Origin of the sequence: Enterobacter asburiae, from assembly GCF_001521715.1 — a bacterium.
In the GTDB taxonomy this organism is placed as follows: Bacteria; Pseudomonadota; Gammaproteobacteria; order Enterobacterales; family Enterobacteriaceae; genus Enterobacter; species Enterobacter asburiae.
Genome location: NZ_CP011863.1, coordinates 2298436 through 2310373, shown reverse-complemented (window position 1 = coordinate 2310373; position 11938 = coordinate 2298436). Strand labels below are relative to the sequence as shown.

Here is an 11938-nt window from a genome sequence, read left to right as displayed (position 1 = left end):
ATGGGGGGAGTATGAGTTTTACGGCAGACATCCAACAGCTTGAGCCCGGCAGCGTTATTCAGCTGATTGAGATCGACGGCACTGAATTCGGTATGGATCAGGTACTGCGTTTTCATGCGCACAATATTCAGGAAGAGGGGTGGGCAGCCTTCGCCGCAGAAAATCTGCCCGCCATTATCTGGCAGGGAAACCAGTACGATCCCCATCCCTACGAACTTAAGGGGATGGAGTTATCGAGTACAGGTTCCCAGCCAACGCCCACGCTGTCCGTCGGGAACGTCGGAAACTATGTCACCGCGCTGTGTCTTGAATATGACGATATGGTCAGGGCTAAGGTCAAAATCCATACCACGCTTTCGAAGTATCTCGATGCCGCCAACTGGAAAAAAGGTAATCCGGGTGCCAGCCCTGCCGATGAGCGCGTACAGCTCTTTTACGTCAATGCTAAAACCGCAGAGACGCGGGTACAGGTTGATTTCGAGCTGTGTTCTCCTTTCGATATTCAGAGCCTGCAGCTGCCGACACGGCAGATTACGCCTGTCTGCACCTGGTGTATGCGGGGCTGGTACCGAAGCGGGACCGGATGCGATTACAACGGCACGAAATACTTTACCAAAGACGGTACGCCGACCGATGACCCGTCGAAAGACGTTTGTGGCGGCCGCCGGCAGGATTGTCAGGATCGTCACGGCCCCGATGCGCCGCTGCCGTTCGGTGGTTTTCCGGCCGCTAACCTGCAGGGGAAATAAAGATGCGTGAAAAATTGCTGGATGCTATCCGTCAGCACGTCGCTGCTGAATATCCCAAAGAAGCCTGCGGCCTGATTGTTCAGTCAGGCCAGCAGCAAATCTTTATTCCCTGCCGCAACATTGCAGATAAGCCCGAGGAGACATTCACGCTCTCCCCGGAAGATCAACTCGCTGCCCGCGCGCGCGGTGAGATCATCATGCTCATTCATTCCCATCCGGATGTGGTCCGGCTGGTGCCCTCAGAGCTGGACAGGATCCAGTGCGACTGGTCGGGTATTGAGTGGGGGATCATGTCCTGGCCGGACGGGGATTTTTGTACGATCTCCCCGCGTGAAGACAGGGATTATGCCGGGCGGCAGTGGGTACTGGGTTACGCGGACTGCTGGTCGCTTATCCGTGAATTTTATCTGCGCGAATACGGCATTGGACTCGGGAACTATTCGGTACCTTACGAATGGTGGGAGAGCGGCAAGGAACGGCTCTACGACGACAACTGGGAGCGTGAGGGATTTGTTGAGATTGCCGCCGGTGCAATGCAGCCAGGGGACATCATCATGATGAGCGTGCAGGCATCGGTGACTAATCACGCCGCGGTATATGTGGGTGACAACATCATTCTGCATCATCTGTTCGGGCACCTTTCTTCGCGAACGCCTTATGGAAAATATTATCGCGACAGAACGGTCCGGGTGGTCAGGCATAAGGATCGAATGCATGGTTAAGACGCTTATTCTCGAAGGGAAAATGGCTAAAAAATTCGGTAAACGCATTCAGTTTGATGTTGCCGACCTGCGCGAAATGCTCAGGGCCATGTGTTCACAGGTTCCCGGATTCAAAAAATATATGTCGGAAGCTCATATGAAGGGGATCCGTTTCGCCTTTTTTAACGGTGACAACAATATCGGGCTGGAAGAGTTTGATATGACCCGCGGTGGAAGCGTGTACCGGATCGTGCCCGTTTATGAGGGGGCCAAAAGTTCGGGCGTCCTGCAGATAGTTGTCGGTGCCGTTGCGCTGGTCGCTGCATTCTTTACCGCGGGTGCGAGTATGGCAGCCTGGGGGGCGGCGATGAGTGCAACAGCCATCAGCGCCACGTCAATTTTGACCGGGGTCGGGGTGTCAATGATGCTGGGTGGTGTTGTCCAGATGCTCACGCCCCAGCCATCCTTCGGCGCGGGTAAATCCTCCAGCACGGACAACACGCCTAACTACGCCTTCGGGGCGCCGGTCAATACGGTCGCTATGGGGCATCCTGTCCCCCTGGCCTACGGTCTGATCGAGGCAGGGGGAGCGATAGTCAGCGCCGGTATGTACTCGAGCGATCAGCAGTAGGCCAGCGGCCACTAACTTAAAGGTGCTTCGGCATCTTTTTTTATGGGTGAAAAAATGCAGCTTCTTAAACAAGAAACCATCCTGCAGGGTGCCAAAGGGGGAGGTGGCAGTTCACATACTCCGGTTGAGCAGCCTGACGATCTGCTGTCGGTCGCAAAATTAAAAATGCTCATTGCCGTTTCTGAGGGGGAAATACAGGGCGACCTGACCGCTCAGAACATTTTTCTCAACGATACGCCGCTGGCAAACGACAGCGGGGAATACAACTTCAGCGGCGTGAAATGGGAGTTCCGCAAGGGCACACAGGACCAGACCTATATTGCCGGGATGCCCCAGGTCGATAACGAGCTGGCGGTGGGTACAACTGTCACCACTACCGCGCCCTGGACACGCCAGTTTACCAATCTTTCCCTGGATGCCATCCGCATCAAGCTCAGCCTTCCGGTCCAGTATCTCTATAAAGATAACGGCGATATGGTGGGCACGGTCACCGAATATGCGATCGATTTATCAACGGACGGCGGTGCCTGGAAAACGGTTGTAAACGGCAAGTTTGACGGAAAGACCACGACGGAATATCAGCGTGACCACCGTATCGATCTGCCAAAATCCACGTCCGGCTGGTCTGTCAGGGTCAGGCGTATTACGGCTGATGCCAGCGGATCAAATTCGAAACTGGTTAACGCCTTCAAGGTGTTTTCGTATGCGGAAGTCATCGACAGCAAGCTTCGTTATCCATTAACCGCGCTCCTGTATGTCGAAGTGGACAGCAGCCAGTTCAACGGCAGCGCACCGAAAGTGACCTGTAAGATAAAGGGCAAGCTGATTAAGGTTCCGGATAATTACGATCCGACAACCCGAACCTATTCTGGCTCATGGTCCGGCGGGTTCAAAATGGCCTGGTCCAATAACCCTGCCTGGATATTTTACGATCTGGTTCTGGATGAAATTTACGGCATGGGCACGCGCGTGGATGCGTCCATGGTGGATAAGTGGGCGCTGTATTCAATCGCCCAGTACTGTGACGAAATGGTTTCCGACGGGGCCGGTGGCACCGAACCGCGTTTCACCTGCAACGTTTTCATTCAGAGCCAGGAGGACGCCTGGCAGGTACTTAACGATCTCGCCGCGGTATTTCGTGGAATAACCTTCTGGGGCAACGATCAGATTTATGTCCAGGCAGACGTCCCGCAGGACGATGTTGACTGGGTTTATAACGTCTCAAACGTTATCGATGGGCTGTTTACTTATGCGGGCGGCTCATACAAGAATCGCTACAGCTCCTGTCTGGTGTCCTGGTCCGATCCGCAGAACCATTACAGCGATACCGTTGAGGGGGTTTACGATTCTGCGCTTGTAGAACGTTACGACGTCCGGCAGACGTCCCTGACCGCAATCGGCTGCACCTCGCAAAGTGAAGCGCACCGACGCGGTCGCTGGGTATTGCTCTCCAATGCCAAAGACGGGACTGTATCGTTTGGCGTGGGGCTGGACGGTTATATCCCTTTGCCCGCTGAAATTATCGGTGTCGCCGATCCTTTCCGCTCTGGTAAGGAGAACGGGGGCCGCATAAGCGCGGTCAATGGCCGCCAGATTACCCTCGATCGAGAAATAGACTACGCGGCGAAAGACCGGCTGGTGGTTAACCTTCCCGACGGAAAAGCCCAGACGCGGACAATCAGCGCGGTGAGCGCCGATAAAAAAACGGTGACGGTGGCTACAGCATTCAGTCAGGTTCCTGTGGCGGGCGCTGTCTGGGCGATAGACAGTGATAACCTCGCAATACAGTATTTCAGGGTCACCTCAATCGCGGCTAACGACGATAGCACAGGCGGTTTCACTATTACGGCCGTTCAGCACGATCCAAACAAATATCGTTACATCGATGACGGCGTTCGGGTCGAGTCGCCCCCGATTACCGTCACGCCGATAAGCGTCCTGTCTGCTCCGAAGAATATCGTGGTGACTGAGAGCGATCATGTGTCTCAGGGGCTGACTGTAGCAAGCCTGGACGTGTCATGGGATAAGGTGGAGGGCGCAATCCGTTACGTCGCACAGTGGCGCAAGGACAACGGAGACTGGATAAACGTTCCGGTTACCAGCGCGCAGGGTTTCTCGGTTCAGGGCATTTATTCGGGCGGCTATGACGTGCGCGTACGGGCGCTGAATGCGCAGGATACGTCGTCACCATGGGGATACGGTGAAACAACTTATCTCTCAGGTAAAACGGGAAAACCGGGTACTCCGCTCAACTTCCTGGCGACCGAAGATGTGGTCTGGCATATCGACCTGACCTGGAAATTTCCGGATGGCTCAGGCGACACGGCCTATACAGAGATTCAGCGCGCCACAACTGCCGACTACGCCAATCCTGAACTGCTGGTCCTGGTGCCGTACCCGGCTTCAGATTATCAGCATGGTCCCATGCCTGCCGGCGTTCGCCAGTGGTACCGCGCGCGCCTGATTGACCGTATCGGTAACGCCGGGGACTGGACCGACTGGGTCATGGGCACGTCCTCGATAGATGTCAGCGAAATAACCAATGACATTCTGGAGGATATGAAAGAGTCGGAAACCTTCAAGGACCTGATCGAGAACGCGGTGGACAGCAATGAAAAAATTGCTGGCATGGCTGACGACATCAAACAGGCCAACGACGAACTGGAGCAGCAGGCGAAGGATATCGCCAAAAATGCCCAGGACGTCGGGAAGGTTCAGACCAGCGTTAATGAGCTTTCGAGCACGGTCGGTGAAGTGTCGTCTTCCCTCTCTGAGCTTGAGCAGACCGTTGCGACGGCTGATACCGCGCTGGGCCAGCGAATCGACAGCATCAGTGTGTCTATGGACGGCATGACGGGCGGGGTCAAGAACTCAGCGATTGCCATTATCCAGAACGGGCTGGCGCAGGTGGCTGCGCGTAAAACCCTGTCTGCATCGGTCGCCGGCAACAGCGCGAGTCTGGACCGTATTGATGAGGTGATTGTCAACGACAGGGAGGCAACAGCGCGCTCTCTGCTGAGCCTGCAGACGGACGTCAACGGCAACAAGGCATCCATCAACAGCCTGAATCAGACGTTCTCCGACTATCAGCAGGCTACGGCCACGCAGATAAATGGCATTACGGCGACCGTGAACGGGCATACCTCCGCCATCACCACTAACGCTCAGGCTATAGCCAACGTTAATGGCGAACTCAGCGCGATGTACAACATCAAGGTTGGTGTCTCCAGCAACGGGCAGTATTACGCCGCGGGGATGGGTATCGGCGTGGAGAATACGCCATCCGGCATGCAGTCGCAGGTTATCTTCCTGGCTGACCGCTTCGCCGTCACTACGGCAGCAGGAAACAGCGTGGCGTTGCCATTTGTGATCCAGAATGGGCAGACGTTCATCAGGGCCAGCTTCATCCAGGACGGTACCATTGAGAACGCCAAAATCGGCAACTATATCCAGTCGAATAATTATGTGGCTGGATCTGCAGGCTGGAAGCTTGATAAGGGAGGAACGTTCGAAATTAACGGAGTGGCCGGGGCGGGAGGATGCTGATATCCAGCACTCTCATTCGCATCTACGACAGCAACAACGTGCTGCGTGTCAGAATGGGGTTATGGTGATGCCACAGGGTTTGCAATGCTGGGACGGTGCAGGCCGTATTGCCGTTGATTTAAGTGATTATGCTATCCGATATATTGGAAGCACGTCTGTAACATTTGCAGCGGGGGAAACGGCCAAGGACGTTTCCTTTTCCGGGGTAACGCAGGACGGGTCATTTATATCAATCGTATCGGCGAGTTCGGCAGGAGTAATAAATGAATATTATTGCCGGGCTTTTAATGGTGGCTTTACCGTTTTTTATTTACCGAGCGGCGGCAGTATTTCGATAACTCTTAATATGGAGGTTTATAACTTTCAATGAGTGGATTCGAAGTTTATAACAGCGCTGGAAAATTGCTGGTTGATTCACAAAACAGGTCGACACTTTTTTATGATCAGCGTGCGCTCGGCGCAGTGACTGACAAAGGTTATTACCGCGTGGATAGCCCGTTCGGAAACGGAAGCACGCTGGGTATTACCCAGCCGCAATTCTGGAATGATGGGAATTTGCGCTGGCTGCAGCTGGATACTAACAAGTATGGCTTACCAGGCGCTGACCTTCTGGAAGACAATGCGGGCAGTATGATACGCACGTCCAGAAACGTTGGAATGCAGAGCGGATATTTGGATGTTTTCGACAGCGCGGGGAATCTTATCTGGAGCGCCGCCTCGGCATCGAAAATGCCGCGCGTGGTGGGGTTTTTCGACGTTCCTGCCAATTACGATCTGCAGAACAATACCTTTGCGATAAACCTGGGTTTTAATCCGTGGATTCTGGTTAACAACTGCCCAGGCAACCTCAGTGACGACGGAACTGTCGTTGGTTATTCAGGAATCGTACTCAAATGGACAGGCTCACAGCTGCAGGGGAGGTACATCACAAAAAATCAGCGCAACTGGAGCCAGACACTTCAGGGGCGAGGGCTACGAATTCCCATCGCTCAGTTTGTCGGAATTTGATATGGGTGGGACGCGCGGGTATTGAGTAGCGATCATGTTTTGCTTCACACCTTTTGCAGGTTCGAAGCGGTATACCACATCAAGCTTATCCGTTTTCTTATAACAGATATTGCTTAGCCGCTTATTTATATGTCGGCTGAAAATGCCATTGCTGCTGTCTGAAATTACGTTAACTTCCCTCGTGGCACAGTCGATATTTACGTGAATATCTCCCCCCAGAGATAAGCGCGCCGCATCCACCGGGTAATCCATTTTAAAGGCATAGTCTCTGTCTTTATCGGCACAGCCAGCCGCCAGCAAAAGTGCCATGGCGAATAATCGTTTCATTTCTACATTCCTGTATCTGCGGGAATATCCATTTTATTCGAGTTTAAAAAATAGTCAGATTGATAAGAGCGATCAATTTTACATTATTGATCGCTTTAAACGATCGTTATTATCGTGAGGTAGTTCATGCTTTATAACACTGGCACTATTGCTATCAACGGAAATACCGCCACCGGAACGGGTACGAACTGGACTGCGCCAGCCAGCCAGGTCCGCGCTGGCCAGACGATCATCGTCATGTCTAACCCGGTGCAGATGTTCCAGATTTCATCTGTGAACAGCGCCACGTCAATGACGGTTACGCCTGCTGCTTCCCCGGCGCTGAGCGGCCAGAAGTATGGAATACTGGTGTCCGACAACATCTCTGTCGACGGACTGGCACAGGCGATGTCGCAGCTTATCAAAGAGTATGACGAGAACATTGGCGCGTGGGAGACGTTCGCCACTACCTCAGCAAACCAGACCATCACCGTTACCATCAACGGAACCTCCGTTAATATTCCAAGTATTGGCGCGCTTGCCAGAAAGGGGTCCAACAGCGATATCACCGAGCTGAAAGGGCTCACTACTGCGCTTTCTATTGCACAGGGCGGGACTGGGGCAAAGACCGAAGCTGACGCTCGCGCAAACCTCGGTTTGGGAAGTAGCGCCACGAAGGACGTGGGAACAGCTGCAGGAAACGTAATGCAGGTGGGAGCGTTTGGCCTGGGGAATAGTTCAGCGCAGGTAATTACTGACGTGTGGGATAAATCATTAGGCAGCAGGTTTATTATGATGTCTCCATCAACTTCAGGCGGGCCACAATATTACTCTATGGGTATTAGAATATCTGAGCGCAGTTGGGGAAATGGCCCAAATGATGTTTCCCAGCAATCATTTTCTGCATTCTCGATGGGAGGAAAAAGATTCACATGGATGACAATGGCTGATGGGGTTAATTCTGGGTGGCTAGAGGTTTATCATAACGGCAATACCACAAAGTCCAGTGATGGGACACTGAAAGCTGCCTCGCCTGTGATTAAACTTTTTTCCGATGGCAGATACCTGACCAACGATGAATCAGAGGGCTGTACTGTAACCCGTCTAGCCAAAGGTGAATATCTGGTTGAAGGTTGTGAAGGGCTAAACTCGGACGCCGCATGGGGCGGCATTGATGGTGGTTTTGATATCCCCACAGACCGCAACAAACAGCCCCTGATCTGGCTGGATTATGACGTTAATGCTGACGGTTCAGTGTTAGTGAAAACCTATCACCGCACGTATCCAGACGCGCCAACATTCGCCAGAAATGAATTACTGGGTGTTGATGATGGCGCTCCGGTCGATATTCCGCGTGACCAGTTTGTCAGTATTCGAGTGGAAATGCCCGCAGACAGCATCTGGAATCAACGACAGAAATATACAACGAGAGCCCCTGTAAAAGAGTAAGGCCACTGAAAAAATGCAGCCCGTCATTTACCGGAACGGGCTGCAGCTGAATGCTCAGGCTTCATGATGCCGCTATTTTTAGCTTAAGCTCCTCCAGCTCGTTCTGTGTAGCCTCCAGCTTCTTGATGACGTAGTTCAGGGCCAGCACGGTATCAAGCATAATGACGTTCGTATCAAGCGCCAACGTATCATCAGCATCAACCCTGCTTCCTTCGCTATCAAACTTTGGCGCAGCAGGGACCAGCTTGACGTACTCACTATCAATCTTCATGACGTCCTGAGCGATTACACCTCGGCGAACTCTCTCACGAGGGTCATCGTTGTAGACGTAAGTTGCTGGCAGGAATTTCTTGATATTCTCGTATGACTGATAACCATCATCATATTTAATATCGTGCTTCAGCGTAATGTCACAGTTAGGCTGCTTCTGGAAAATATAGTTACCGGAAAGATTTCCACCAGCGTTGGCGTATATATCGCCGTTTGCTGTCGTGAATTGAAATATACGCTGTCCGGCAGAACCACCATCCCCGAGTGTTGTTATTGCTACATCCGCCCACGAACTAGGCCCGGTAGCTATAGAACCAAGCCCTACTGTTGAAGAATATCCACCACTGCATTGACTATGCCAACGGGCAAAAGGAATAAACCCAGCATCATTGTTAACGGATACGTTACCCCTAAAAAAAGAGATATTTCTTTGCCATGTGTTAATGTCTGACCATGAGCCACCATAACCAGCTCCATCAGCTCCACACGAAGATGATTTGAATCTCTCATCGGGGTAAAATAAAAATGAACCCGCCGTACCAGTTCCGCTATTAACATTTAACTGCGCTCTGTCTAAATTAGTCCCGCTTCCCCGAACGCCACCAAGAGACCAGTTTCCGTTATACCAGGCCCTCCCACAGCGTTTACATAACTTCCGACAGTCCCATCCCCTGTAATGTTGTATAGCTTAACAGCCTTATCACCACCTTCCTGCGTGGATACCCCAATACTATTGCCCTGAGTTACCATCAAACTGCCGGAAACATTTCCCCCTGTTTTTTTATCGACAGTATTCAACCGCGAATCATCCCCGGCCGCCACGGTTCCGGCAGCCGTTCCAACGTTCCTTGTGGCGCTGTTTCCCAAACCGACCTTTATTCACCTTCATCCGTAGTCATTGCCAGTTCGTCGTCCCTGAGTTTTTGGTTGTATAAAGAATCGGCAGGCATTTCGACACGGACGGACACAAACTGGTCGCGTGGAATATCCACCGGATCGCCATCGCTGATACCCTGCAACTCGTTCCTGGCGAATGCAGGCGCGCCAGGATGTGTTCGATGATAGGTTTTTACCAGCACAGAACCATCCGCGTTAACCTCATAATCCAGCCAGATAAGAGGCTGTTTGTTTCTGTCGGTTGGGATATCAAAACCGCCATCGATGCCACCCCAGGCCGCATCAGAGTTAAGCCCCTCACACCCTTCAACCAGGTATTCACCGATGCCCAGACGAGTGACAGAGCAGCCATCAGATTCATCGTTAGTCTGGCATGATCCATCCGAAAACACTTTAACCACAGGCGATGCTGCTTTGAGCGTGCCATCGCTGGCTCTGGTGGTATTGCCCGTGGTGTAAGCCTCATGATATGACCAGGACGAGCCACTGTAATACGAGAACCATGTTCGCCTGAGGTTATAAGACTGATGAATACGAGTTGGCCTGGAACCTCGGTTGATGATCAAAGTAGTCAGGTCAGTAGAAACACCAATTTCTGAATATCCATCCTGCGTAGAACCATAAAAACCAGATGGGGTAGCGTCATTCTGTGTGCGAATACTTGCCCCATTTGGTAATACAGTCCCCACTCCAAAATCACCAACGGAAAGCATATCCCCGGAGGTGCTGTAGGCGTTTCTCGTGGCGCTACTTCCCAAACCGACGTTTTATAGATTGCTCTCAAGCGGCCTGGCCGATAACTTCACCTGATTTTTTTGCTGAAATAACTGGGTGAAAAATATGCAAATTGGCTATGTAAGGGTGTCAACAAATGACCAAAATACGGATCTTCAGCGGCAAGCGCTCGAACGCGCAGGATGTGAACAAATTTTCGAAGAAAAAATGAGCGGAACGGTAGCAAACCGGCCAGCACTAAAAAAGCTTCTCAAGGCATTAAATGAGGGGGATACGCTGGTGGTCTGGAAGCTGGATCGGCTTGGGCGCAGCATGCGTAATCTGGTGCTGCTGGTGGACGAACTTCGGCAGCGCGGTATCCACTTTAAGAGCCTCACCGACAGTATCGATACATCAAGCCCGATGGGGCGCTTCATCTTCCATATCATGTCAGCCCTGGCGGAAATGGAGAGGGAGTTGATTGTGGAACGCACCCGGGCAGGTCTGGCTGCAGCTCGTGAGAAAGGGAGAATCGGCGGCAGGCGTCCGAAGCTCACCCAAGAGCAATGGGCTCAGGCAGGGCGGTTGATAGCGAACGGCGTAGACAGGAAGCAGGTTGCAATAATTTATGACGTTGCAGTATGCACGCTATATAAAAAATTTCCTGTGGGATAAATCAGCCAAGCCATGGTCGGGCAGTCAGCTAATACTGTCGCTGCCCGGCCATATTAGAGCCCAGCCTGGCGAACTGTCGGAAATTCAGAAACCAGCCACATATCGGCCTCTTCAAACATCTCCTCCAGCATGCGATTCAACTTTTCCCGATCGCTTTTGCTGGCGTCACTATTCAAGCCGTTCGCCTGCATCGGCTTTACCTTCACTTCTGCATCAGGAAAAATCTGGTGCACTCGCTTTGTTAGCTCAGCCAGGATGATCTCTCTGGCTCCTTGGAGCCCTTCAACATTTCGCTTGTCATAAACCAGCTCAACAAACATACCGATCCTCTTATAAGTGAAAAATTGCCTGTGCTTGATCTGTTTTTATAAAAATACTACTGTATATGCATACAGTCAATAAGTGAGTGAGGGTGTGTTCATGCCTCGTCAACCGGATATTCGTGCTGCTTTTATTGCGGCCATACAGCAAAACCCGAAGGGCTATCTCTGCCTGCATACAGACAAATTCATCGCTGAACTGCAGGAGAGGCACTGGCATTTCAGCCAAGCGGATGCAAATTCATGGATCGAGCGATACCAGCCGGACTTCGCCGATAAGACGACAAACGGAAGTGAGAACCGATACTGGATCCTGCGTAACATGGGGAGGGTTTTCTAATGGGATTTCCATCGCCAGCCATGGATTACCAGGAGCAGCGCATGACGATAGATGTTATCTGCGGTGTAGATAACAACTGCCGGGTTATTGAAACTTCATGCGGCTGGGCCGTTATTAACGTCAGTCTGAAGCCAGAAGGAGGGGATACGTTGCTGGTTAGCATGGACGGGAGAAACCAGTTCGTGAAGCTAATGGGCCACGCGCTGATCACTCAAGATGGTGAAGCGATAGAAGGGGAAGCTCTGAATGACGTAACGGTACACGGCGTTCTTACACATACACTTAACCAAGTTAAAGACGATAAATCGCCTGTAATATAGCGTGTAAATGTC

At 52.0% G+C, this 11938-nt stretch carries 13 protein-coding genes and 1 pseudogene; 10 read left to right on the top strand and 4 right to left on the bottom strand.

All coding sequences use genetic code 11. The features are described from left to right. Window positions 1-11 precede the first annotated feature (11 nt). The 6 genes and pseudogenes from ACJ69_RS11285 to ACJ69_RS11260 all read left to right on the top strand — a co-directional run bounded on the left by ACJ69_RS11285 (window position 12) and on the right by ACJ69_RS11260 (window position 6635). Window positions 12-749: a phage minor tail protein L gene (locus ACJ69_RS11285; RefSeq protein ID WP_032677934.1), complete on the top strand. Its 738-nt coding sequence runs from the start codon at window positions 12-14 to the stop codon at window positions 747-749. A gap of 2 nt (window positions 750-751) precedes the next feature. Continuing rightward, complete coding sequence (locus tag ACJ69_RS11280; RefSeq protein ID WP_059347063.1) at window positions 752-1471, top strand: C40 family peptidase; 720 nt, start codon at window positions 752-754, stop codon at window positions 1469-1471. Then, window positions 1464-2081 (top strand): tail assembly protein, encoded by a 618-nt coding sequence (locus ACJ69_RS11275; RefSeq protein WP_059347062.1) that lies wholly within the window; start codon window positions 1464-1466, stop codon window positions 2079-2081. Before ACJ69_RS11280 ends, ACJ69_RS11275 begins: the two co-directional genes overlap by 8 nt. Before the next feature lie 42 nt (window positions 2082-2123). Beyond that, window positions 2124-5695: pseudogene (locus tag ACJ69_RS11270) on the top strand (host specificity protein J). After that, a complete protein-coding gene (locus ACJ69_RS11265; RefSeq protein ID WP_047749202.1) occupies window positions 5689-5997 on the top strand; it encodes a hypothetical protein in 309 nt (102 codons plus the stop codon). Before ACJ69_RS11270 ends, ACJ69_RS11265 begins: the two are co-directional and overlap by 7 nt. Beyond that, window positions 5994-6635, top strand: a complete 642-nt coding sequence (locus ACJ69_RS11260) for a hypothetical protein (RefSeq protein WP_048965316.1) — start codon at window positions 5994-5996, stop codon at window positions 6633-6635. The genes ACJ69_RS11265 and ACJ69_RS11260 overlap by 4 nt, the downstream gene beginning before the upstream one ends. Here ACJ69_RS11260 and ACJ69_RS11255 read toward each other — a convergent pair. Continuing rightward, window positions 6600-6962 (bottom strand): hypothetical protein, encoded by a 363-nt coding sequence (locus ACJ69_RS11255; protein WP_054830174.1) that lies wholly within the window; start codon window positions 6960-6962, stop codon window positions 6600-6602. The genes ACJ69_RS11260 and ACJ69_RS11255 overlap by 36 nt on opposite strands. Window positions 6963-7088: 126 nt before the next feature. On the opposite strand from ACJ69_RS11255, the gene ACJ69_RS11250 reads away from it, so the two are divergent. Next, a complete protein-coding gene (locus ACJ69_RS11250; protein ID WP_059347061.1) occupies window positions 7089-8390 on the top strand; it encodes a phage tail fiber protein in 1302 nt (433 codons plus the stop codon). A 61-nt stretch (window positions 8391-8451) separates the two neighbouring features. Here the strand turns inward: ACJ69_RS11250 and ACJ69_RS25975 are convergent, their stop codons facing one another. Next, window positions 8452-8793: a tail fiber domain-containing protein gene (locus tag ACJ69_RS25975; RefSeq protein WP_407027167.1), complete on the bottom strand. Its 342-nt coding sequence runs from the start codon at window positions 8791-8793 to the stop codon at window positions 8452-8454. Between the two features lie 742 nt (window positions 8794-9535). After that, entirely contained in the window at window positions 9536-10270 is a 735-nt protein-coding gene (locus ACJ69_RS24180) for a phage tail fiber protein (protein WP_071886566.1), read from the bottom strand. Window positions 10271-10397: 127 nt separating this feature from the next. On the opposite strand from ACJ69_RS24180, the gene ACJ69_RS11230 reads away from it, so the two are divergent. Continuing rightward, on the top strand, window positions 10398-10946 hold the full coding sequence (locus ACJ69_RS11230; protein ID WP_059347057.1) for a recombinase family protein: 549 nt from the start codon (window positions 10398-10400) through the stop codon (window positions 10944-10946). A gap of 53 nt (window positions 10947-10999) precedes the next feature. On the opposite strand, the gene ACJ69_RS11225 is transcribed toward ACJ69_RS11230, so the two are convergent. Then, window positions 11000-11266, bottom strand: coding sequence for a DinI family protein (locus ACJ69_RS11225; RefSeq protein WP_020690100.1), 267 nt, complete (start codon window positions 11264-11266; stop codon window positions 11000-11002). A 100-nt stretch (window positions 11267-11366) separates the two neighbouring features. Between ACJ69_RS11225 and ACJ69_RS11220 the strand changes: the two genes are divergently transcribed. Both ACJ69_RS11220 and ACJ69_RS11215 read left to right on the top strand, forming a co-directional pair. Beyond that, window positions 11367-11606, top strand: a complete 240-nt coding sequence (locus ACJ69_RS11220) for a hypothetical protein (RefSeq protein WP_032623296.1) — start codon at window positions 11367-11369, stop codon at window positions 11604-11606. Beyond that, on the top strand, window positions 11606-11926 hold the full coding sequence (locus ACJ69_RS11215) for a hypothetical protein (protein WP_054829880.1): 321 nt from the start codon (window positions 11606-11608) through the stop codon (window positions 11924-11926). Before ACJ69_RS11220 ends, ACJ69_RS11215 begins: the two co-directional genes overlap by 1 nt. Window positions 11927-11938: the final 12 nt, after the last annotated feature.

Excerpts from the sequence above, each read along its gene's own strand:
- ACJ69_RS11285 (WP_032677934.1), top strand. The coding sequence starts at position 12 with ATGAGTTTTACGGCAGACATCCAACAGCTTGAGCCCGGCAGCGTTATT.
- ACJ69_RS11280 (WP_059347063.1), top strand. The coding sequence starts at position 752 with ATGCGTGAAAAATTGCTGGATGCTATCCGTCAGCACGTCGCTGCTGAA.
- ACJ69_RS11275 (WP_059347062.1), top strand. The coding sequence starts at position 1,464 with ATGGTTAAGACGCTTATTCTCGAAGGGAAAATGGCTAAAAAATTCGGT.
- ACJ69_RS11265 (WP_047749202.1), top strand. The coding sequence starts at position 5,689 with ATGGTGATGCCACAGGGTTTGCAATGCTGGGACGGTGCAGGCCGTATT.
- ACJ69_RS11260 (WP_048965316.1), top strand. The coding sequence starts at position 5,994 with ATGAGTGGATTCGAAGTTTATAACAGCGCTGGAAAATTGCTGGTTGAT.
- ACJ69_RS11255 (WP_054830174.1), bottom strand. The coding sequence starts at position 6,962 with ATGAAACGATTATTCGCCATGGCACTTTTGCTGGCGGCTGGCTGTGCC.
- ACJ69_RS11250 (WP_059347061.1), top strand. The coding sequence starts at position 7,089 with ATGCTTTATAACACTGGCACTATTGCTATCAACGGAAATACCGCCACC.
- ACJ69_RS24180 (WP_071886566.1), bottom strand. The coding sequence starts at position 10,270 with ATGCTTTCCGTTGGTGATTTTGGAGTGGGGACTGTATTACCAAATGGG.
- ACJ69_RS11230 (WP_059347057.1), top strand. The coding sequence starts at position 10,398 with ATGCAAATTGGCTATGTAAGGGTGTCAACAAATGACCAAAATACGGAT.
- ACJ69_RS11225 (WP_020690100.1), bottom strand. The coding sequence starts at position 11,266 with ATGTTTGTTGAGCTGGTTTATGACAAGCGAAATGTTGAAGGGCTCCAA.
- ACJ69_RS11220 (WP_032623296.1), top strand. The coding sequence starts at position 11,367 with ATGCCTCGTCAACCGGATATTCGTGCTGCTTTTATTGCGGCCATACAG.
- ACJ69_RS11215 (WP_054829880.1), top strand. The coding sequence starts at position 11,606 with ATGGGATTTCCATCGCCAGCCATGGATTACCAGGAGCAGCGCATGACG.